The following is a 23,104-nucleotide window of genomic DNA, read 5'->3' on the forward strand; positions in this document are numbered from 1 at the left end:
TCTTAAAATATAATTCAAAACAAAAATAAGATACAAAAAGTATTAGGGATAAAATAGATGATTACATTTTCACAACTTCTTTTAAAATTACAACAATTTTGGGCAGAGCAGGGTTGTAATATTGTTCAACCTTATGATATGCCAGCTGGTGCTGGGACATTTCATCCTGCAACACTATTAAGAAGTTTAGACTCAACACCTTGGAGTACAGCATATGTTGCACCAAGTAGAAGACCAACTGATGGAAGATATGGAGAAAATCCAAATAGACTAGGGGCTTACTATCAATTTCAAGTTTTAATCAAACCAAGCCCAGACAACATACAAGACTTATATTTACAATCATTAGAGTATTTAGGTTTAGATATTTCTAAACATGATATTAGATTTGTAGAAGATAACTGGGAATCTCCGACACTAGGAGCATGGGGACTTGGATGGGAAGTTTGGCTTGATGGTATGGAAGTTACTCAGTTTACATATTTTCAACAAGTTGGTGGATTAGCTTGTGACCCTGTTGCTGTAGAGATTACATATGGAACTGAACGGTTAGCTATGTATTTACAAGAGGTTGATTCTGTATTTGATATAGTTTGGAATGAAAATGAATATGGTAAAACAACTTACGCAGATGTTCATAAAGAGAGTGAATATGAGTTTTCTAAATATAATTTTGAAGTTGCAAATGTAGATATGTTATTTAAACATTTTGATGATGCTTTTAATGAAAGTAAATCTTGTTTAGAAGCTGGACTTCCACTTCCTGCATATGACCAGTGTATGTTGGCAAGTCACGCTTTTAATACACTTGATGCAAGAAAAGCAATTTCTGTTACTGAGAGACAAAATTATATTTTAAAAGTAAGAGAGCTTTCAATGGGATGTGCTGTTTTATATAAAGAACAAGAAGAAGATAGATTAAAAAGAATTGGTAAATAATGAAAATCAAAGATATTTATAATTATTTAGATGAACTTTCACCTTTTGTTTTACAAGAAAAGTGGGATAATTCTGGATTGATTGTAGGTAGTTATGATGATGAAGTAGAAAAAGTTTATATTAGTATAGATTTGGATGAAGAATTAGTTTCTAATATGGAAGAAAACTCTTTAGTTATCACTCACCATCCTTTGATTTTTTCAGCACTTAAAAGAGTAAATTTTGATTCATACGCAACCAAGATTTTAAGAGTACTGATTCAAAAAAATATTTCACTAATTTCAATGCATACAAATATAGATAAAACACATTTGAATAGATATGTTGGAAAAGATATTTTGGGATTAGATTTAGAAAATAGTGAAGAATATATCTCATATGCCAATGTAAATTCATCATTTAATGAGTTTTGTGAAGAAATATCAAAAAAATTAGATATTGATGAATTGAAATTTGTAAAATGTAGTGATGAGGTTAAAAGAGTTGCTTTGGTAACAGGAGCAGGAATGTCGATGATTTCGGAAGTTGAAGCGGATTGTTTTTTAACAGGTGATATAAAATATCATGATGCAATGGAAGCAAAATCAAGAGGAATTTCATTAATTGATATAAGACATTATGAAAGTGAGCACCATTTTACTACACTTTTATTTTCTCTTATTGAAAAATATTTGAAAAAAAATAAATTAACAGCTATAATGGCGAATTCAAAAAATCCATTCAGTTTTTATAATACAAGGAGAAACGGTTGAACAAGTATTTAGAGGATTTAATCAAATTATCAAAATTTGACGGCAAAATTAGTTCATTTGAACCACAAATTGACAATGAAAAAGACAAATTAGCAACATTTGTTGAGATTGCAGAAGAGATTAAAAAAGGTATAAATGATACTTATGCTCAAATTGATGAGATAAAATCAAAAAGAACTAAAAATAATATTCACTTAGCTGAATTAAAGTCAAAATTAGAAGATATTTCTAAAAAAGGCGCAGTAGTTCAAACAGAAAAAGAAGTTAAAGCTTTACAATTAGAAGAAGAGATTGCAAAAGAACAAATTTCATTTGCAAACGAAGAAATTGAAAGACTTGATAAACTTTCAACTGCAAAAGAAGAAGAGTTAAAAGAGTTACAAGAGAAGTTAACAGAAGAAGAGAATGGAATTAAAGAGTTACAAGTTTCTGTTGATAATGCTATTGAAGAAATCAACAAAGAAAGAAATGTTGTATATCAAGATAGAGCTGAATTATTAGGAAATTTTGATAATAAAGTTTTAACATTCTATGAAAAAATTAAAAGATGGGCAAAAGATACAGCTGTTGTTCCTGTTAAAAAACAAGCATGTTATGGTTGTTTTATGAAAATTAGTGATCAAACATATGCAGAAGTAATTAAATCAGAAGAGATTATTAATTGTCCCCATTGTGGAAGAATTATTTATAAAGAAGAAGAAACTGTAGAGGCTTAACTTTGAGCCTCTTCTCAATATTTTATTTTTTAGTATCTTTACTATTATATATTTTAGCAATCCCCTTTATTTTATTTAAATCAAAAAACACAAAATACAAAGAAGCTTTACCCGCAAGATTTTTTTTAAAAGACAATAGTTCTTTTAAAGAAGCAAAGGTCTGGTTTCATGTATGTTCTTTTGGTGAAACAAAGGCAATTAAGCCCATTGTTGATGCAATAGAAGAAGAGGTAAATATATCAGTTATAACAAATACAGGATATGATGAGGCAAAAAAATTAAGTAAAAATGTAAGATATTTACCCTATGAACTTCTACTTCCTTTTTGGATTAATAAACAAAAAATTTTATTAGTCATGGAAGCAGAACTTTGGTATATGCTTTTTTTATTTGCAAAAATAAAAAAGACAAAAACTATTTTAATAAATGCAAGAATAAGTGATAGGTCATACAGTTCATATAAAAAGTTTTCTTGGTTTTATAAAAGAATATTTAAAAATATAGATAAAGTTTTTGCCCAAAGCCAAATAGATAAAAATAGACTTGAAGAGTTGGGTGCAAAAAATGTTGAAGTAATAGGTAATATTAAACTTGCAACACTACCTAAAAGAACAAATAAGTTCACAAAGCTAGATGAGTTTGTAATAACAGCTGGTAGTACTCACGAAAATGAAGAAGAGTTGATTTTAAACTCTTATGAAAAAGAGTTCGGAAAGTTAATTATTGTGCCAAGACATCCAGAGAGATTTGAAAAAGTAAATCAGCTTATTTTAGATTTTATAAAAAATAAAGAGATAAGTTATCATAAGTTTTCCTTGAAAAATGATTTTTCTAGTGATATAATTTTGGTAGATGTTATGGGTGAGCTTAATAATATATATGAAATTTCAGATGCAGTTATTTTAGGTGGGGCATTTGAAAAAATAGGTGGACATAATCCAGTTGAGCCTGCCTTTTTTAATTGTAGAGTAATAAGTGGTGAAAACTACTTTAACCAAAAAGCTCTTTTTGAGTGTATAGAGAATTATAAAATTGTAAAAAACTCTCAATTAAAAGATATAATGAGAGAAATAAAAGATATAAAACCTGCCTCTTTAAAAGGCGAAGGTACAATAGAACCAATAATAAGGGAAATAAATGGGACAAGATAAAGCATATAAAGTATTAGCAAAGCAAGAGAATATATCAAATAGTAAAGCTAAAGACTTAATAGATAAAGGTTTAGTAAAAGTAGGGGATAAAAAAGTTTTAATAGCAAGGGGAGATATCTCTGAAAATACAAAATTTATTGTAAAAGATGTTGCTCCTATAAAAATGATATTTCAAGATGATGATATTTTAGCTGTAGATAAACCAGCTTTTTTAACAGCAGATGAGATATCAAGAAAGTTTCCAAAATACCTTTTACTAAATAGACTTGATAAAGAGACTAGTGGGGTTATGCTTTTTGCTAAAAACGAAGAGTTTCAAACAAGAGCTATTAGAGAGTTTAAAAATAACAACGTATATAAAGAGTATGTTGCTGTTGTAGAAGGAAAAGTTATCGAGACAATAGTTATTGATAAACCAATTTTAACTATCAAAAATAATAAAGGTGTTGCAAGAAGTAAAGTTGATATGAAAAAAGGTAAAAGTGCAAAAACAACTATTTATCCAATGCTTGTTGAAGGAAATAAATCAAAAGTTAAAATCGTAATTGATACAGGAAGAACACATCAGATTAGAGTTCATCTGAACAATGCAAATTATCCAATAATTGGTGATGTAGTTTATGGTAAAGCTTCAACTCATGTAAATAGAGTTTTATTACACTCTAAAATTACTAAAATCTTTGATTATACTTTTGAAGCAAAAGTTCCAAGAGAGTTTAATATTTTTGGACTTTAAATAAATATTAAGGTTTAGTAATTTAATAAAATTACTAAACACCCTTAAAAACGTCATTAAACCAATCAAAATTAAAAAACTAATATAAAATCTAACTTAAAATACACTCAATTAAACATAAATGAAGTTTTACTTTAGTAAAATCACACAAATTTAAAAAATGGAGTAGAGTTTTGTTTGATGTAATAACTGGTTCGATTAAAAGTGCAGTAAATAAAGTAAGATTTAAAGATGATGCCGCGTCATTAAAAAAAGCGACAACTGAACTTAGAAAAGCACTATTAAAAGCAGATGTACACCATAAAACTACGAAAGATTTAATCTTCAATGTTGAGTTAAGAACAAAAGAGTTAGGAATAGGTCAAAACTCTTTTCTAAAGGCTTTACAAGAAAACTTAACAACTATACTAACAGCAGAGGGTAACCAAGGGTTTGTTTTCTCTAGTACTCCTCCTACAACTATTTTAATGACTGGACTACAAGGGTCAGGTAAAACTACAACAACTGGTAAACTTGCAACATATTTAAAACTAAGAAAGAAAAAAGTTTTAATAGCTGCTTGTGATTTACAAAGACTTGCAGCAGTTGAACAGTTGAAACAAATATCTGCTCAAATAGAAGTTGACTTATACTTTGATGATAGTGAAAAAAATCCTATTAAAATAGCAAAAGCTGCTCAGAAAAAAGCTAAAGATGAACATTATGATGTTTTACTAGTGGATACAGCAGGTCGATTGGCAATTGATGCAGAATTGATGAATCAATTACACGAAGTAAAAAAAGCACTGAATCCAGATGAAATTTTTTATGTGGCAGATTCATTAACAGGTCATGATGCAACTAGAACAGCAAGTTCTTTTAAAGAACAAATAGGAATCGATGGAGTTATTTTATCTAAATATGATGGTGATACAAAAGGTGGGGTTGCAATCTCTTTAGCTGATCAAGTTGGCGTTCCTTTAAGATTTATTGGTACTGGTGAGAAAATGCCAGATTTGGAAGTATTTATTCCAGATAGAATTGTTTCTAGACTTATGGGCGCTGGAGATATTGAAGGACTTGCAGAAAAAACATCAGCAATTATTGATGAGAAGAAAGCTAAAGAAGTAACTAAGAAAATCAAAAAAGGTGAATTTAACTTTAATGACTTTTTAGAACAACTTAAGATGATGAGTAAATTAGGTTCTATGAAATCTATTTTAGGAATGATTCCAGGTATGTCACAAATGGCTGGACAACTTAAAGATATGGATTTTGAAAACTCAGATGAGATAAAAAGAATCAAAGCATTAATAGGTTCTATGACTCCAAAAGAGCGAGAAATGCCATCTCTTTTAAATCCAAGTAGAAAGAAAAGATTATCTAAGGGTTCTGGATTATCAGAAGTTCAAGTTAATAAAATCTTGAAGCAATTTAAAAGTGCATCAAAAATGGCTAAGCAACTGTCAAATAAAGGCGGAATGAAAGGCTTATCAAATATGATGTCACAAATGAAAGGTCCTGGTGGGATGCAAGGTCTACCTCGATAAAAAAACTAACAAATAGTGTTGAGTTGTAAACTTCTAATGTGAGTTTAGAATTCAATACTATTAAATAAAAAAAGGAAAAACATGACAGTAATTAGATTAACAAGAATGGGTAGAAATAAGAAACCATTTTATAGAATCGTTGTAACAGATTCAAGAAAAAGAAGAGATTCAGGATGGATTGAATCAATTGGTTATTATAACCCAGTAGCAGAACCAAAAGTATTAAAACTTGACGAAGAGAGATATAACTATTGGTTAAGTGTTGGTGCTAAACCTTCTGAAAAAGTTAAAAAATTAGCTGAAGCAAAATAAGTTTTAACATGATTAAGAATTTCATTGAAAGCTATGTGAAACTTATTGCTAGTAGTCCAGACTCAATAACTGTATCAGAAAAACAAATTGATGATACTTTTGTTGAAGTTACTATAGGTGCTGACACATCTGATGTGGGTAAACTTATAGGAAAAAATGGAAATATGATAAATGCTTTAAAAACTATGGCTAATGGCTGTAAGGCAAAAGATGGAATATCATATAAAATACAAGTAGTTGCTAACTAACTTGAAGATGAATAATCAAATTTATGTAGCTAAACTTGGAAAATCTGTAGGTTTAAAAGGTGAAATAAAAATTTTCATTGACTCAGATTTTCCAGAGCAGTTTAAAAAAAATGCTACATTTACAACTAATAAAGGTATATCTCTTACCGTAAAAGACTATAATGAATCACGAGGACTTATTCTTTTCCATGAAATTAATAATATCGATGATGCTAAAAAAATTACAAATCAACAACTATTTACTTCGCAAGAAGATACTAAAGAAAACTGTAAATTAGATAAAGATCAATATTTTTGGTTTGATTTAATGAATTGTAGTATTTATGAAAATGATGAGTTATTGGGAACAATAAGTGATATCCATAGGTATCCACTTGGTGACTATTTTGAAATTGATACAGACAAAGCTTTAGTAGAAAAAACTCTACCTAAAACATTTTTACTTCCTTATGAAAAAAAGTATATCATAAGTGTTGACATTGTTAATAAAAAAATTCTAACAAAAGATGCAAAACCTATTTTAGAAAATAGTTAGTAGTTACATCTTTCATCATACTCTTCGATTGTATAATCATACTCTTGGGCATCTATATTATATCTTGATTCATACTCTTTTGTGATTTTATCCCTACTTGAATCATCATCAAAAGGGCCAATAAATATTTCAACATTATTTTGATAATCTCTACATAATGTCACATTATCACTTACAGAATATATTTTATCAAGGAATGATTTGTATATATCTTGACTTTTTGTGGCTATTTTAATGATTTTTACAAATTGACTCTTAGCTTTTTCTTCTATAATAGGCTCAACTACTGCTACAGGAACAACTGGTTCAACAACTGTAACTTGCGAATCATCAACTTTTACTATTACTGCATCTGGAGTAACAAGCTGTTCATCATTTTTAGCTGCTACTTCTTCATCTTTTGTTTTTTCTTCAACAGAAGCACTATTATCTACTTCAACTACAGCCACAGCTGGAGTCTCTTCTTTATCAATTACTTTTTCTATTTCTTTATCAATAGTTTGACTAATATCTTCTTCTTTTTGAACAGGAGGAAGTGTCATTTCTAGTCTTTTTCTTTCTGCTTCTTTTATTCTTTCAATTTGAGCTTGTCTTTCCATCTCAAGTTGTTTTTTAGCTTCAAGGTATAAATTCTCTTTTTCTATAGCTTTCTTCTCTTCAGTTGCACTATTCTCAACAATTTCATATTTTGTTAATAAGTTTAACTTTTTATTTAATCTATTTGCATCAATATCTGCTTCTTTAAATTCATACTCATCTTTTTGAGCTTTTTGAGTTTTTTCGACTTCTGGCTTAATTTCTGTTTTAACTGGTTCTGAATCAAAAAAACCTACAAAATAAAGTAGTACACCAATAGATACAAAAGTTAATAGTATTGATACAATAACAATTAAACTTCTTACAATTTTACTTTGCTTTTTTTGAACATCAAACTCTTCATCTTTAAGTACAGAGTTATCAGGTATCTCATCTATTTCATCTGCAGTTGAATTGTTTAAATTAATATCATCTACATCAGATATTTCATCTTTTGAGTCATTTTTTTCGACAGTGTCAGTGGGTTGATTATCTTGCGGACTTTCTTGAGTTTTTTCTTCTGGTTCATCTTCTTTTATTAAAGACTCAATATCTTCATCTGAAAGGGGAGCACCTTCAACTAATGTTTCTTCAGCTTTTCCCTCATCAACAACTTCTTCTAAACCCAAATTTTGCATAGCTTCTTCTAAAAGTTCTGCTTCTGTTTTTTCTTGATTTTCTGCCATTTTTACTCTTTAGATGATTTTCTGTATTCTTTTTGTCTTGCTAAAATTTTTTCTTTGTTCTCTTCATAATATCTTTTTCTATACTCTTTTAACTCTTCTTTTTTCTTTTCTCTGTACTCTTTGTCATATTCTAACCTTTTTTCCCTGTTATCATTGTAGTAACTCTTCTTTTGTTCTCTGTAATCTTTTATTTTTTGTATAATTTTATCTTTTCTACTATCAACATGAGACTTTTGTTTTTTAATTATCTCTTTGATTTTTAAATCAAAGTTTTCTATATTTAAATCATTTTCATAGTCATAAATCTGTTGTTTAGATTTTTTTAATGATTCATTAGACTCTTTTTCTAACTTTTTTTTTAGATAATATTCTCTTTTTTTCTTCTTATGATCTAAAAAGTTTCGCTCTCTGAGTCTTTTTAATTCTTCTAAATCCATTTTAACCTAAAGATTATGTACGTTTAAGTTGATTTACAATAGTTAATAACTTATCTGCAGTTTGGATTGATTTAGAGTTTGCTTCATATGCTCTTTGTGCAGTTATTAAATCTACCATTTCTGTAACCAATGCAACGTTAGACATCTCAATAAACCCTTGTCTAAGCCCTCCAAACTGATCTTCTGTTGGATTTGCCTCAATGGGATCTCCAGAAGCAGTAGATACTTGAAAGAGTGATTCTCCAATAGGTTTTAGACCTGCTGGATTAATAAAATCAGCTAATGTTATTTGCCCAAGTTCTTGTTCTTGTCCAGTTGCTGGATCAGTTGCAGTAACTAGTCCACTTGGTGCAATATTAATATCAATTAAATTATCAGGGACTACAATTTCAGGTTCCATAGGATAGCCATTTCCATTTACTATGGTACCCTCTTCATTTACTTTAAACCCACCATTTCTAGTATATGCGATTTCTCCATCTGGCATAGTAACTTGAAAAAAGCCTTTTCCTTCAATTGCAATATCAAAGGTATTTCCAGTTGTTTGAATGTCACCCTCTTCAAAAGATTTTTGAACTCCTGAGACTCTTACCCCTAAACCAACATCCATTCCAGTAGGGTTTCTTGTAGTTTCACTAGTAGCTCCACCTGTGAAATTTAGTCTTTGATACATTAAGTCTTGAAACTCAGCTCTATCTTTTTTAAATCCTGCTGTGTTTACATTGGCTATATTATTTGATGTAACATCAATTTGATGCTGCTGTGCGTACATTCCAGATGCGGCAGTATACAATCCTCTTACCATGGTGAATCCTTTTTGCCAAAATATGATACATTATATTTAAAGAATTTTTAAATTCAAATAAATTTGAAGCTAAATCTCACTTATATTAAGTATAGATTTAAAACAAATTAATTATAATGTAAAAAAATTGAAATTTACAAAGGTGTATAAATGAAAATACTTATAGTTGATGATAGTTCTACTATGAGAAGAATTATTGGTAATGTCGTAATGCAATTAGGAATTGATAAAGAAGATTTTGATGAAGCAGAAGACGGAGTTAAAGCTTGGGGAATGTTGGCAAAAAAACAGTATGACGTTATTCTGACAGATTGGAATATGCCAAATATGAATGGACTTGATTTAGTTAAAAAAGTTAGAAAAGAGGGTAATCATCAAAGTACACCTATAATTATGATTACTACTGAAGGTGGTAAAGGCGAAGTTATAACTGCTTTGAAAGCTGGAGTTAATAATTATATTGTTAAACCTTTTAATGCCGAAATATTAAAAGAAAAACTAGATGGTGTATTTAAAAAATAGTTAAGTAAAAAGGTATAACTATGAGTATGAGTCAAGAAGAGATAGAAGCTTTAATGAATGGTTTGGATATCTCTGAAAACGAAAATTCTGAAAATGATGATTCATCTTCTGATGAAAAAGATTCAGAAAATATGTCAGAAAATGATATAGCTGATTTAATAGCACAAACTGATTTATCAAATTCAAATGTAAAGAGCGAAGAGAGTACTGATACTTCTACAACAGAAGAGGAAAAGCCTTCAGGAGATGCTTCTACTGAAGATATTGATGAACTCTTAAATACTATGAGTGAAAACGCAGAAGAAAATTCACAAAATAGTGAAAGCCAAGAAAAAGAGACTAAAGAAGATTTTTCTAATACTGATATTGACGAATTATTAAATTCAATGGATAATAATACAGAAGAAGATTCTCAAAAAAGCGAATCTGAAGAGGAAAAAACTCCAGATGATGTTTCAGATACAGATATTGACGAGTTATTAAATTCAGTTGATGAAGAGAAAGATACAGGTTCAAAAGAAGAAGATGAAAACTCTTCAGTATCAAGTGATGAAATAGATTCAATTATAAATGGAATTATGTCAGAAGAAGATGCTACTAAAGATGAAGATGTAGACACAAGTGAAATTGATGATATGATTGCAGGTTTAGAGACAAGTAAAGAGTCTGAAGATGATGATTACTTAAGTGGTTTAGATTTCAACTTAGATGCTGATTCTATTGATGCAATGGATAAGGTAAAAGATGAGACAAGCTCTTCTTCTAATAAAAAAAGTAATGATGTTGTAAATGTTGATAAAATTAATATTCCTAACCAATTAGGAGAAGTTGCAAATGATTCAGAAGAGAAAGCAACAAAAATTTTTGATGCCTTAAGTTATATTTTAGATGATAATGAAGAACTTAGAAAGACAACAAAAACATTAGATGAGTTTATGCAGTCCCAACTGAAACTCTTAGAAATGTTAAGTAAAAAATTTCCAAAAGTAAAAGAGTTCTCTGATAACTTGGAGACAATTAATGGTTTAATTGATAAGCCAAAAGAGATACAAACAAGATTACATAATAGAGATAAAGAACTTTTTGAAACAATGGAATTAATGCAATTTCATGATATAAATAGACAAAAAATAGAAAGAGTTATGGGATTGGTTATAAATCTTTCTCGTCAATTAAATTCTATATTTGATGATGAATCAAAGAGTGTTAATTTACCAGGTGCAAATCACTTACCTGGTGATCATTCTGATGATTTAGTAGATAGTGATGATTTAGAGTCATTAATTGCAGAATTTGGTAAATAAGGATTAAATTATGAATCAAGGACTATATCCCCTAGCAGCAGCAATGGTAAATCAAATAAATAGAGTTGATGTAGTTTCCAATAATTTGGCAAATGCAAATACAATTGGTTTTAAAGAAGAGGGTTTAGCAGAAGGGACTTTTAATCATTATTTAGAAAAAGCAAAACAAGAAGGCAAAAAATCTGAATATATAAATGAATTAACAAATAAAGTTCCTAAAATTGATCAAAGTTACGTTGATGCAACACAAGGTGCAATTGTTAATACAGGTAATGAATTAGACTTTTCTCTAAAAGATGCACAAACTTTTTTTGCTGTTTTAACACAAAATGGTGATGTTCAGTATACTAGAGATGGCTCTTTTAAAAATCTTGATGGTTTTTTAGTAGATAGTAATGGAAACAATGTTTTAAGTGCAGATGGTGAGCCAATTGGTGTTGAAGAAGGTTTTGCACAAGCTATTGGTGTTTTTAAAATAGATTATGAAAACTTACAAAAGTACGGAAATAATAATTATAAACTAAAAGACCAAGCTCAATTGGATGCTCAAGTACAAGCTATGGAAAATAATGAAACATTTGTTATGCAAGGTTCTTTAGAATATTCAAATGTAAATGGTGTTTTATCAATGGTTCAACTAATTGAAGCACAAAGAGGCATGGAGTTAGCACAAAAAGGTATAACGGGTATTGACGATTTAAATCAAAAAGTAATACAAAAACTAGGTGAAAGTAGGTAATTATGGACGCAAGTAGTGTAACACAAACTTTATTTAATCATTTAAGTTATAGAGCAGAGAGACAAAAAGTTATTTCAAGTAATATAGCAAATATAAATACACCAGAATATAAAACAAAAGAGTTGAGTTTTGAGTCACAATTGCAAGAAAAAAATAGACAAAAAGATTTAGAGTTAGCTGTAACGAAAGAAAATCATATTAAAGACAGTTCAGAAGATTCAAAGAAATCAAAAACAGAACTTTATGAAGTAAAAAATTTACAAGAACAAAATGATGGTAATAATGTAAATTTGGATACACAAATGGGAGAGATGGCTAAGAATAATGTTATATTTAGTGCTATCCAAGCATCAATTAAAAAAGATGTTACTTTTTTCACATCAGTAATAGACGCTTCAGCTAAAAACTAATTAGGATAAATAATATATGGATCAACTCTTAAAGTTTGTTAATAATTTAAATTCTGCACAAAGAGCAGTTATAATAGGGGGATTTTCACTATTATTAGTTCTTTTACTGGGATTATTAATTTATTCAAATATAAAGTCTGAAGATAGCAAATTAAACTATACAATAGCTACAAATCTTACAAAAAACCAAGTAATGCTAGCATCAAGTGAACTTGAAGCTGCAGGAATTCAATTTTCTGTAGTAGGAAGTGGTAATTCCTTGACCTTAAAAACTTCAAAAGATTTTATTAATATTGCAAAAATAAAATTAGTTACAAGTGATGCTGCTACAAGCCAACATGTTGGTTGGGAAATATTTGAAAAATCATCTTTAGGTACTACAAACTTTGAAAATAAAGTTAAATATTTAAGAGCTTTAGAGGGAGAACTATCAAGAGCATTGGAGTCTCTTTCTGGTATTTTAAGAGCATCAGTTAAAATTGGTATTCCCAAAGAGACTATTTTTACAGAAAGAAAAACGCCACCTACCGCATCTGCAGTATTGAGTTTGAAACCTGGTGTTTTTTTAACACAAAGACAAATAGATGGAATCAAAAACTTTATCTCTTCTGCTATTCCTAATTTAACAAATGAGAACATTAAACTTATAGATCAAGATGGTTCAATATTAGAACAATCAAAAGAGGATATTGACAATATAAGTTCAATTGCTCAGAATAAATATAAAAAGAAACTAGAAAAAGATTTTGAAGGTAAAATTGTAGATTTACTTGAACCAATAGTAGGTCAAGGTAGGGTTGTTGCTAGAGTTTCATTAAGTCTAAATTTTTCAAAAAAGCATACACAAGAAGAGATATATGAGCCTGAAGGTACTATTAGAAGTCAACAAACTACTGAAAATACTTCTTCTTCCCAAGGAACTTCAGGTGAGCCAGCTGCTGTGCCAGGTGTTCAAAGTAATATTGAAGGACCTGATACAAATGAAGGAAATGGAAGTAGCTCATCAAGTAATGAAGCATCTAAAAATATCGTTAATTATGAAATTTCAAAAAAAGTAATTGACCATGAAGATAAAAATTACTCTACTATAAATAAAATTACTGCTGCTGTTACATTTGATTCAAGTGTTTTAACGGATGTTCAAAATAAAGATGAGTTTTTAAATAATATCTCTGAAGTTGTGCAAGATACAATTGGTTACGATGATAGAAGAGGTGATAAAGTTACTGTTAAAGACTTTAAATTTGTCACAGCAACTGAAGCTGGAGCTGCTGGCGATGGAACGGCTGAACCAGTAGATGATACGATTGGTATGGTAAAAGCTATTCTAAGTGAATTTAGTGAATATTTTCAATATTTAATTGCCTTGATTCTGTTATTTGTTTTTTATAGAAAGTTTATTGTAAAAAATGATGTTGTTATTTTAGGGGATGCTTTAGGTGGAAGTTCTTCATCAGGTTCAAAAGCAGGAGGTACAAGTGGTTCTGATTCAAATATTCCAGGATTAACTGATGATACAAATTTAGAAGATGAGTATAATCTTAATAGTGCAAAGGGAAGATTAAAGTCTAAAATAAAAAGTCAGATTTTAAATAACCTTGAGGGATTAGATGAAGAATCAGCAACTAAGTATGAGATATTAATTGAAGAGATTGATAAAATTATCAATAACGAACCAGCAGAAATGGCAAAAATGATTGAGTTATTATTAGCAGAAGATAGTGGCAAAAAATTTAATAAAAAGAAAGGTAAATAGTAAATGGCAGAGAATCCTTTAGAACACGAACTTACCAAAGGAATGCCAATGATAAAAAAAGTGGCAATCTTTTTTGTACTTGTTGGTGAAGAAGCTACTGTTAAAATATTTCAACATTTACCAAGACATCTTGTTGAAGAGATATCTACTGCTATTACACAATTAGGTTCAGTTGATAAAGACACCTCTTTAGCCATACTTGATGAGTTTCATCTATATACTAGAACTAAAGGGTTTATTAGTGCTGGTGGATATGACTATGCAAAAGATCTTCTTTATAAATCATTAGGTAAAAATGAAGCAGATGAAATATTAGCAAAACTATCTAAGATGCAACTAGCATCTCAGTCATTTAATTATCTTGATGCCATAAACCCAAAACAGCTTGCAGATTTTATTAAAGAGGAGTCTCCTCAAACTATTGCTGTAATATTGGCACACATGGAATCAAATGGGGCAGCAGACGTGCTTAATCAACTTGAAGAAGATGTAAAAGTAAAAGTTACAATGCAAATGGCTACAATAAAAGATGTATCTCCTGATGTAGTAAGAACTATATCAATTGTACTAGAAAAAAAGCTAGAATCACTATTATCTTCTATTGTTGATGTTGGTGGTGTTAAAGTTGTTGCTGATATGTTAAATAGAATGGGACCAAAATCACAAGATATACTTAAAAATATCAATGGGGTAGATACAGCACTTGCTACAAAAATAAAAGAAAACATGTTTGTATTTGAAGATTTACTTGCTTTAGATAAAGATGATGTAATGAAAGTACTTCAAAATGTAGAAATGGCAGATGTTGCTGTTGCTATGAAAAATGCAACTGAAGATGATTTAGATATAGTTAGAAGTGCAATGTCTCAAAGAGCAAGTGATAGATTCCAAGAAGAGTTCGAAATGCTTACAAAAGTTAAAATTAAAGATATTGAGTCAGCTCAAAGAAAAATGCTTGATGCGGCCCAAAAGCTTATTGAAGAGGGCGTAATTGAAAGGGATGTGGAATAATTTATGGAAAAAAATAACGTATATTCTAATGCAAAAGTAATAAAAGCAAATGATGGTGTTGAAGATTTCCAATTAGGAACATTTCTTAATACTGGGGAAATTACACAAAATGATCAAATGCAAAAAGTTGCAAAATTAGATCAAAAACAAGTCAGTATAAATGGTGATCAAATTTTAGCAGAAATTAAAGCGCTTGCAGGAACTATTGCTGCTGTTCAACAAAAAGTTAATGGATTAGAGCATATTGGATTAGCAGGTGGAAAAGATATTGATCATCAAGTTGTTCAAGCAATAAAAGATTTAAAGCACTATGCAGCTTTTTTTGAACAAGCGACTTTCCAAATGGAAACAAAAATTCTTAGAACTTCAATATCAATTGCAAAAAAAATCATTTCTGTTGAGATAGGTGAGAACTCCTCAAAAATTGCAAAAGAGACTATACATAATATATTAGACAAAATAAAAACTGCTTCAAAAGTTAAAATACATTTAAACCCAAGAGATTTTGAACTATTAAAAAATGACTTAAATTTAGAAGGTACTCACATCTCTTTAGTGCAAGACGCAAATGTAACTGCAGGTGGTGTTGTAATTGCAAGTGACCTTGGAAATTTCGATGGAAATATAGAAGCAAAAGTAAATTCAATGCTTGAATCACTCGATTCAATCATGTAATTCTCCAAAAATAAACATTAGCTTAAAAAGCCAAAAACTATTTAAATATCGACCTTTTTATTCAATTTACACAAATATAAATTCGAATCTTTGTGTTATAATTCATTATCAAACCTAAGTAAAGTGACCTAAGATTATGGAAATTAACGACAGAGTATATGATTTATTAGTTGATACGCAAATAACAGTAGATGTTATGCTGGGTACTGCAAATATAACAATAAAAGAATTTCTAGATTTGGGTGAAGGAGATATATTATCACTTGATAAAGCAGCAGGTGCTGGAGGTGATATATATGTTAATACAAGAATTATTGGTACTGGTGATATCATCGTAATAGATGAAAGATTAGCAGTTAGAGTACAAGATTCAATGGATTCAGACAATGTTGTACGATATTTCTTTGAAGAAAATATGTTATAGGAGAAAATCATGGCAGGTGTAGATGGTGTATCAACAAGTACTAAAACGACAGCTACTGGACAGCAATATACTGCTGGTATTAGTAATGATGGGCTTACAAATGAAGATTTTTTAAAGTTAATGTTAGAAGAGTTAAAACTGCAAGACCCTACCAAACCAATGGATTCTGCTAGTATGTTAGACTCTCAAATGCAAATGTCGAGTATACAAACAAACTTATCTACTATTGAGGCAATGGAATCTTTACAAAACTCATTCTCTCAAATGGCACTAGCAAGTGCAACTGATGTTATTGGCAGAATTGTAGAAGATGGAAATATGGGACAAGATGGAAATCCTAAAAGTTTCCAAATTACATCTGTTGAATCAGATGAAGGAAAAGTTATAGCTACTGGTTATCAAGTTATTGGATATGATTCAGAATCTGGTTCTTTAATTCTTGCAGAAGATATGTCAAAAATTGATTATGACAATATAACAAAAATTTATTAAGGAAAAAAAGTGATTAGTGGTTTATACAACGGATTATCTGGAATTTATGCATCATCAAGCTCTGTAAATGTAGCTGCAAATAATATTTCTAACGTTAATACTATTGGTCACAAAGAAGATGAAATCTCTTTTCAAGATATGTTATATAAAAATGGTAGCTACGGAAAAGGTGTTTCTCAAGAGTCAATTGAAAAAACTTTTCGTCAAGGTGGAATAAAAGATACTAGTAATCCTTATGATTTTGCAATAGAAGGAAAAGGGTTTTTTATAGTAAATGATACTGCTACTGGACAAAGTTACTACACAAGAGCCGGAAACTTTACAGAATCTAGTGATGGAACACTAGTAAATGGCGAAGGCTTAGTTGTTCAAGGTGTTCAAACAGAAATAATTTCTACTACTTCATCTAATGATATTGTAGCATTTGGAGATACATATACAAAACATTTAGCCTCTTCAATAATTACTCAAGAAGATAGAACAATATCAATTAATGCAAAAGCAACTGATTATACAAAAACAGCAACTGATGTTGGTGTTTCTGGACAAAACTATAAAAGTGCAACTTCAGTTGTATCAGATATTGAAGCTTTGAAAACAGATTATAATAATAAACTTAAATTATTAGAATCAAATCCAAATGAAGTATCTGTTGCTTCAACTAATCAACAGGTAAATTTAACATATTCAAACTATGAAACTGAGCTTACAAATACTAACGATGTAGTAGAATTGTATATAGGAAATCAATTAGTTAGACAATATTTTGATACAGATGCCTTGACTACTATGAATAAATTATCAGATAAGATTTCTGACTTACAAGGATATTCATCATCTTTTGATTCTACAACTGGAATGCTTACAATTGATAATTTGATACCAGGAGATAATACAAAAATCTCTTCACCTACAATAAACTCAAGTGTTCCACTTATAGAAATAACTGATGCAGTTGAGGGATCAGGATTAGCAATGGTTGAATCAGCAAGGGATGCATTAAATGGTGCAGTTCAATTGGCAAATGCGCAGTTTCTAGATATTCAAAATGGAATTCCTGCACCTAATCAAGCATCATTATCTTTAAGCGATATTAATTTAAAAATAACAAACCTTGGACTTGCTTCATATAATGATACTTCACTTAGTGTTGGAAATGATGGTATCTTATACTTAACACAAGGAACTAATACATATATAGCAGGAAGAGTATCTACAGCATATTTCCCTGATGAGCAATCATTAAAAGCAGAAGGTTCTAATTTATACTCAGAAACTTCAGCTTCTGGCGAGCCTAAAAATGCTGATTTATTAAATGAAATGGTTGCAAGTAGTGTAGAAGTTAGTAATATAAGTGTTTCTACTGGGTTACAAAAACTTTTAATAGCACAAAGAGCTTTTGAAGCAAATTCAAAATCAATTACAACGTCAGATGATTTTTTAAAAACAGCAATAGCATTAATGAGATGATTATTAATTAGTACTTAATAGAGTACTAATTAATAAACATAAAATGTTTATAATTTTATCTAAAAGGATAAATCATGATTGGAGCACTATGGACTGGTATTTCTGGTTTAGCAGCACAACAAAAGGCTTTGGACAACGAGTCTCATAATATCGCAAATGTTAATACAATAGGTTATAAAGCATCAAGAATCTCTTTTGCTGATCAAATGTATCAAGATAGAATAGGTAAGGGTGCAAAAATACTTGATGCCGAAAAACTTTATGTACAAGGTAACCTAAAGGGTACTGGTGTAGATTATGATATGGCACTGTCTGGTCATGGGTTCTTTGCTGTAACAAATAAGAGTTCAACAGGTACAAGTGAGACTTATTATACAAGAGCTGGTAACTTTAGAATGGGTGATAATGGTACATTGCAAGATGCAGCTGGTAATGAAGTTCAGGGATGGGCTATGAGTACAATCACCTCTGATGACAGATTATCAACAAATCCAAATATTAACGTATTTACAAGTGCATACACTGAACTTCTTACATCTAAAATTGTTACTTTGTCTCAATCGGTTGAAACATACACAGCTAAAGCAACAAATTATGAACAGACAGCAAAAGCAGATGTTAGTGATGTCTATTCAGGTTATGGATTAAAAAATGAGGCATCTAAGGTTAATGATGTTAAAGCTTTAGTTTCAAATTATTCTGATGCATTATCAGCATATCAGGATAATCCAGATGGAACTTCTCAAAGTGCACAAGCTCAAATTTCACAAGTTAATTTTATAGGAACAGATTTAACTAAAGAGGGTGATCAAATTTATGTTTATATTGATGGTAAAAAATATTCTCAAAACTATATATCTGAACCATCTAGAACGGCTGATGATGGAACAACTGTTTTAACAGATGTAGAAGCAAGTCAGATTGCAACATATAAAGCTTTAGCTGATCAAATTTCTAAAATAACAGGATTTGTTGCATATACTGTAACTGATGAAGATATTTCAAGAGGTGGTACTACTGAAACAGGAAGTGCTGTAAACTCTTTTGAATCTTTTGATACCTTTACAAAATCTACAAAAGATGCAGATGTTTTACATGGAATGATTCAAATTCAATCAATGATTCCAGGACAAGAGTTTAAAATAACAGAAGTTGCAGAAGTTTCAGGGGATACAATCGTTTATGGTTCTTTTAATGAAACTACTAGTGCTACAACTGCACAAGAAGGTATTGGACTTGGAGGACTACAAAGTGCTAGAGATGCATTAGCTATGGCAATTAGTGGTAATCAAAGAGATGTTTTTACTCTGCAAGAACTTAATTTAAATAATGCAGATACTTATAGTTTTGACTTTAGTGTATATGACAAAGATTTAGAAAAAACAATTAATTTTGGTTCTGCAATTAGTGTTTCTGCAACAGATGACATTGATGATATTATTACAAACTTAACTACAAATGCAACAGGAAGCACAAATATCTCAGTTGAAAATTTTAATAAATACTTTACTGCAAAAAATATAAATGGTAATCTAGTAATTGAAGCAAAAGAGTATGATGTTGAATTTAGTTCAGAGTTGTATGCTAATGCACAAACTTATACTGCAACAGGAAGTGCTGGTTCTTATACTTTTGATGATACAGCAGCAGTTTTAGCAAATGGACAGACAAGTTTTACAATGACAATTCCATCAATTACTTTATCTGATGGTACTGTACTAAGTGCTATTACAACTACTGGAGGAACAATATCTTCTCCTAGAGATTTAGATACACTTGCTGGAAAAATAAATGATATATTTTCTAAAAATACAGCAACAAACGCTAGTGGTACAACAGTTTCAATGCCATATAATGCAGTAGTTGTAAATGGGGAGTTAATAATTCAACAAACATCAGGTGCCCCATCAGGTAACTTCCCTTCGACATTAACTATAAACAAAGTAGCAGGTGGTATTGATAAAAATGCAGATGCTTCTGGACGAAAAGGTGCCGGTGCAGAGTTCTTGGAAATAAAAACGACCCTTGACCAAACATCATCTCAAGACTCACTTCAACTAAGGCTCGATACCTTGGGCATATCCGATTCCGCCTTCGGTGAGTTCTCCGTAGATGCTTCAGGTTTAATTACTATGAAACAAGATGGTGCTGAGTTTGCTATTGGACAAGTTGCTATTGCACTGTTTAATAATGAAAGAGGACTTGACCCAATGGGTAATAACCTTTTAGCAAAAACTACTCAAAGTGGTGAGCCAACATATAATATTAATAATGATAGAACTGCAACCATAGAGTCTGCAACTTTAGAGTTAAGTACTGCTGATTTAAGTGAAAGTTTAGTTAACTTGATGGTATTCCAAAGAGCTTTTGAAGCCAATGCTAAATCAATTACTACATCTGACCAATTATTAACTACATTAATTGGTTTAAAACGATAATAAATTAAATAGATAGATTTTTCTATCTATTTTTTAAAGAGGTTAAATTTGGAAAATTTTTTGTTAATTTTGTTTTTGATGATAATGTTTTTATATTATTTTTCTACAACAAATGTGTATAAATCTTTATATGTAAAAGTAAATGAAGAAAAAAATATATTAGAAGATGAAAAGAATAAATACACTCAGTTAATGGATAGATATAATAAACAAGTTGTTGCGCAAGATGATGCTTTAAAACATACTGAAAATAACCTCTCCGTTGCTAGGAATGACTTAAGAGATGTGAAGTTACAAAATAATGAGTTAAGACATCAAGTTGATAAACTCAAAAAGAGGTCTGAAGAGCTTTATGCTCAAGTTAATACTATGATTTAATAGGAGAATCTCATTAAACTATTTAATTTAAAGAAAAAGTTTTTTCTTTTTTTATTAATTACTATTTTTCATACTATATTAACTGCAGAAGACGTTTCAAAAGTTGAATCACAACCTGAAGTTATTTTTAAATATGATGACTTAACAAAAAATCAAAAAAGCATATCTCAACAAGTACAATTTAATAACGCAGTTCTTCTTTTAGAAAAAAATGAGTATTTAAAAGCCATTGAAATTTTAAAAGAGACTTCAAAGTTTTTACAAATACCTTCATATTTGAATATTGGAATTGCTTATTATAAGTTAAATTCAATTTATAATGCAAGAATATATCTAGAAAGAATATATAATCACTCTGCTGCTATTAAAGAAAATACATACTCTTACATGTCTGCTTGTTATTATTTATACCTAATATCTAATAATAAAAAGTTTTTAAAAAAGATTATTGAAATAGCAAAAACAAGAAAAGATTTGTCAGAGCATGGTAAAAGGCTTGTATCTGATACTTTTATAATACTAAAAGACTATGAAATGGCCTTAACACTTTTAGAAGCTATGGATTACTCATCAAATTTAAAAAAAGCACTTTTGTTAATTAAACTAAAAGATTATAATAAGGCAGATTTATTATTAGCAAAAGCATATGAAAGTACAGTAAATTTAAAGGTAAAAGATAAGATTTTATGGTTTAAGGTTTTTAATAATTTAAAATCAAACAATTTAGAAAAATTAGATGAAAATTTGACTTTAATTCAAGAGAGAAAATCATCTTTTGAAACAAACAAAGAGTTAGAACTTAAAATGTTTTTCAACAAAGATAAATATACTCCTAAAGAGTATTTTAAATTTGTTACAAATTTTGATTTAAATAGAAAAATTGATTATATTTATTATTATGCCCCATACATATTTTCTGATAATGAAGAGATTATTTATGACTCTACAAAAGGCTTTATTTTTAAAGATAAACAAAGTTTAGAAAATCTAGAAGATATGATTTCATATAATGCTTCATTTTTGGAGTTAATAAAAAAAGATCCCATTCAAAAAGTTGTAATATTAAAGAAGATGTTAAACAAAGATACTAAGTCATATATATATTATAATTTGGGTTTATCTTATGCTCAAATAAATGATTTTTATAATGCTTTAAAGTATTTTCAACAAGCAAGTAAATTAAATCCTGGTAATAAATTGTATTCAGTTATGGCCTTAATTACTGCAATAAGATCAAATAGTACAATAAAAGATAAAGAGTATTTAGATGCCAATGCAAAACTTAAAAAGGGTATGTATCAATATTTTGGACAAAAGATTTATAATTTAATTATTAATGAAAATATTGGAACTTCTACAGAGCCAAAACATTATTCTAAAACAATTTTTTATAGAGCATTAGACTTTTTGCCAAAATTTAATGAGGGCATTGCCACATTAGATGAGCCTTTAATAAAAGAAGATTTTAAGGAACCATTAACTTTTCTTCTTAAAAAAGTCATTAAAAGAAAAAATGAAAATGATTTTGAATATTTTTCAAGATTACAAGATACAGTTCCTTTACAAATTAATAATAACTTCTTGGATGGGCCAATTCTAATTACTCAATATTATGTGGATTTATTAAAATCATTAGGTCTATTTAATAGAGCTGATTTTAGTATGGAAAGTAATATTACTCCTACATATTTAAGAACCAAAGCGTTAAAATTACTTCATGATGGATATCCTAATAAAGCATTAAAACTTTTAGAAAGTTTACAAAATGAGTATAAACTTGATGATAAATATACTATGTATTTGATAGTTGCATGTTACTTGGATGCAGGGAACTATAATGAAGCTTCTATTCAAATTTCTCTAATAAAAAGTTTATTAAATGATAGTGCTTCTGAATTTTTAACAGGAGTACAATTAATACAAGAGCTAAAAATAAGTAGTGCAAAACAATTTTTTCTTAAACCTTATACAGATGATATGATAGATTTTAAATTAGAAGGCTTTGATGAGTTTTTAGAAACACTTTAATTTTTATTAATATAAATCAAAATTTCTTAATTTAA

General features: G+C 29.4%; 25 protein-coding genes. 22 read left to right on the plus strand and 3 right to left on the minus strand.

The genetic code is table 11. The features are described from left to right. Window positions 1-57: 57 nt before the first annotated feature. From glyQ to rimM, 9 genes are all read left to right on the plus strand, one after another. A complete protein-coding gene (gene glyQ, locus Q0617_RS12770) occupies window positions 58-939 on the plus strand; it encodes a glycine--tRNA ligase subunit alpha (RefSeq protein WP_298753717.1) in 882 nt (293 codons plus the stop codon). Then, window positions 939-1,691, plus strand: coding sequence for a Nif3-like dinuclear metal center hexameric protein (locus Q0617_RS12775; RefSeq protein WP_298753718.1), 753 nt, complete (start codon window positions 939-941; stop codon window positions 1,689-1,691). Before glyQ ends, Q0617_RS12775 begins: the two co-directional genes overlap by 1 nt. Continuing rightward, the gene (locus Q0617_RS12780) at window positions 1,688-2,407 is read left to right on the plus strand and encodes a C4-type zinc ribbon domain-containing protein (protein ID WP_298753719.1); all 720 of its coding nucleotides are present in this window, start codon (window positions 1,688-1,690) and stop codon (window positions 2,405-2,407) included. Before Q0617_RS12775 ends, Q0617_RS12780 begins: the two co-directional genes overlap by 4 nt. A gap of 2 nt (window positions 2,408-2,409) precedes the next feature. Then, on the plus strand, window positions 2,410-3,558 hold the full coding sequence (waaA, locus tag Q0617_RS12785; protein WP_298753720.1) for a lipid IV(A) 3-deoxy-D-manno-octulosonic acid transferase: 1,149 nt from the start codon (window positions 2,410-2,412) through the stop codon (window positions 3,556-3,558). Further along, complete coding sequence (locus tag Q0617_RS12790) at window positions 3,545-4,294, plus strand: RluA family pseudouridine synthase (protein ID WP_298753721.1); 750 nt, start codon at window positions 3,545-3,547, stop codon at window positions 4,292-4,294. Before waaA ends, Q0617_RS12790 begins: the two co-directional genes overlap by 14 nt. Before the next feature lie 173 nt (window positions 4,295-4,467). Further along, the gene (ffh, locus tag Q0617_RS12795; RefSeq protein WP_298753722.1) at window positions 4,468-5,823 is read left to right on the plus strand and encodes a signal recognition particle protein; all 1,356 of its coding nucleotides are present in this window, start codon (window positions 4,468-4,470) and stop codon (window positions 5,821-5,823) included. A gap of 81 nt (window positions 5,824-5,904) precedes the next feature. Continuing rightward, window positions 5,905-6,135 (plus strand): 30S ribosomal protein S16, encoded by a 231-nt coding sequence (gene rpsP, locus Q0617_RS12800; protein WP_013136306.1) that lies wholly within the window; start codon window positions 5,905-5,907, stop codon window positions 6,133-6,135. 8 nt (window positions 6,136-6,143) lie between these two features. Beyond that, entirely contained in the window at window positions 6,144-6,383 is a 240-nt protein-coding gene (locus Q0617_RS12805) for a KH domain-containing protein (protein ID WP_298753723.1), read from the plus strand. Between the two features lie 7 nt (window positions 6,384-6,390). After that, window positions 6,391-6,918: a ribosome maturation factor RimM gene (gene rimM / locus Q0617_RS12810; RefSeq protein ID WP_298753724.1), complete on the plus strand. Its 528-nt coding sequence runs from the start codon at window positions 6,391-6,393 to the stop codon at window positions 6,916-6,918. Here the strand turns inward: rimM and Q0617_RS12815 are convergent. Genes Q0617_RS12815 through flgG form a run of 3 tightly spaced genes read right to left on the minus strand, consistent with a single transcriptional unit; the run spans window position 6,915 to window position 9,422 of the window. Beyond that, window positions 6,915-8,180 carry a hypothetical protein gene (locus tag Q0617_RS12815; protein ID WP_298753726.1) on the minus strand — a complete coding sequence of 422 codons (1,266 nt, stop codon included), beginning with the start codon at window positions 8,178-8,180 and terminating at the stop codon, window positions 6,915-6,917. The genes rimM and Q0617_RS12815 overlap by 4 nt on opposite strands. A gap of 2 nt (window positions 8,181-8,182) precedes the next feature. Beyond that, the gene (locus Q0617_RS12820) at window positions 8,183-8,617 is read right to left on the minus strand and encodes a hypothetical protein (RefSeq protein ID WP_298753727.1); all 435 of its coding nucleotides are present in this window, start codon (window positions 8,615-8,617) and stop codon (window positions 8,183-8,185) included. Window positions 8,618-8,630: 13 nt separating this feature from the next. Then, window positions 8,631-9,422 carry a flagellar basal-body rod protein FlgG gene (flgG, locus tag Q0617_RS12825; RefSeq protein ID WP_298753728.1) on the minus strand — a complete coding sequence of 264 codons (792 nt, stop codon included), beginning with the start codon at window positions 9,420-9,422 and terminating at the stop codon, window positions 8,631-8,633. A 150-nt stretch (window positions 9,423-9,572) separates the two neighbouring features. On the opposite strand from flgG, the gene Q0617_RS12830 reads away from it, so the two are divergent. The 13 genes from Q0617_RS12830 (at window position 9,573) to Q0617_RS12890 (ending at window position 23,069) form a co-directional block, all read left to right on the plus strand. Continuing rightward, window positions 9,573-9,944 (plus strand): response regulator, encoded by a 372-nt coding sequence (locus Q0617_RS12830; protein ID WP_298753729.1) that lies wholly within the window; start codon window positions 9,573-9,575, stop codon window positions 9,942-9,944. Window positions 9,945-9,964: 20 nt separating this feature from the next. After that, the gene (locus Q0617_RS12835; protein WP_298753730.1) at window positions 9,965-11,248 is read left to right on the plus strand and encodes a hypothetical protein; all 1,284 of its coding nucleotides are present in this window, start codon (window positions 9,965-9,967) and stop codon (window positions 11,246-11,248) included. 10 nt (window positions 11,249-11,258) lie between these two features. Continuing rightward, window positions 11,259-11,987, plus strand: a complete 729-nt coding sequence (locus Q0617_RS12840) for a flagellar hook-basal body protein (RefSeq protein WP_298753731.1) — start codon at window positions 11,259-11,261, stop codon at window positions 11,985-11,987. 2 nt (window positions 11,988-11,989) lie between these two features. Beyond that, on the plus strand, window positions 11,990-12,397 hold the full coding sequence (gene flgB / locus Q0617_RS12845; protein ID WP_298753732.1) for a flagellar basal body rod protein FlgB: 408 nt from the start codon (window positions 11,990-11,992) through the stop codon (window positions 12,395-12,397). 16 nt (window positions 12,398-12,413) lie between these two features. Beyond that, window positions 12,414-14,153, plus strand: a complete 1,740-nt coding sequence (gene fliF / locus Q0617_RS12850; protein WP_298753733.1) for a flagellar basal-body MS-ring/collar protein FliF — start codon at window positions 12,414-12,416, stop codon at window positions 14,151-14,153. A 3-nt stretch (window positions 14,154-14,156) separates the two neighbouring features. Further along, window positions 14,157-15,164 (plus strand): flagellar motor switch protein FliG, encoded by a 1,008-nt coding sequence (gene fliG / locus Q0617_RS12855; protein WP_298753734.1) that lies wholly within the window; start codon window positions 14,157-14,159, stop codon window positions 15,162-15,164. A 3-nt stretch (window positions 15,165-15,167) separates the two neighbouring features. After that, window positions 15,168-15,839 (plus strand): FliH/SctL family protein, encoded by a 672-nt coding sequence (locus Q0617_RS12860; RefSeq protein ID WP_298753735.1) that lies wholly within the window; start codon window positions 15,168-15,170, stop codon window positions 15,837-15,839. A gap of 136 nt (window positions 15,840-15,975) precedes the next feature. Then, window positions 15,976-16,263, plus strand: coding sequence for a FliM/FliN family flagellar motor switch protein (locus Q0617_RS12865; protein WP_298753736.1), 288 nt, complete (start codon window positions 15,976-15,978; stop codon window positions 16,261-16,263). Between the two features lie 9 nt (window positions 16,264-16,272). After that, window positions 16,273-16,755 carry a flagellar hook capping FlgD N-terminal domain-containing protein gene (locus tag Q0617_RS12870; RefSeq protein ID WP_298753737.1) on the plus strand — a complete coding sequence of 161 codons (483 nt, stop codon included), beginning with the start codon at window positions 16,273-16,275 and terminating at the stop codon, window positions 16,753-16,755. A 9-nt stretch (window positions 16,756-16,764) separates the two neighbouring features. Further along, on the plus strand, window positions 16,765-18,225 hold the full coding sequence (locus tag Q0617_RS12875) for a flagellar hook-basal body complex protein (RefSeq protein ID WP_298753738.1): 1,461 nt from the start codon (window positions 16,765-16,767) through the stop codon (window positions 18,223-18,225). Window positions 18,226-18,299: 74 nt separating this feature from the next. Further along, a complete protein-coding gene (locus Q0617_RS12880; RefSeq protein ID WP_298753739.1) occupies window positions 18,300-20,663 on the plus strand; it encodes a flagellar hook-basal body complex protein in 2,364 nt (787 codons plus the stop codon). Between the two features lie 48 nt (window positions 20,664-20,711). Next, entirely contained in the window at window positions 20,712-21,041 is a 330-nt protein-coding gene (locus tag Q0617_RS12885; RefSeq protein ID WP_298753740.1) for a hypothetical protein, read from the plus strand. Between the two features lie 276 nt (window positions 21,042-21,317). Beyond that, complete coding sequence (locus Q0617_RS12890) at window positions 21,318-23,069, plus strand: tetratricopeptide repeat protein (RefSeq protein ID WP_298753741.1); 1,752 nt, start codon at window positions 21,318-21,320, stop codon at window positions 23,067-23,069. Window positions 23,070-23,104 lie beyond the last annotated feature (35 nt).

The organism is uncultured Arcobacter sp., assembly GCF_937982575.1.
Taxonomy (GTDB): domain Bacteria; phylum Campylobacterota; class Campylobacteria; order Campylobacterales; family Arcobacteraceae; genus Arcobacter.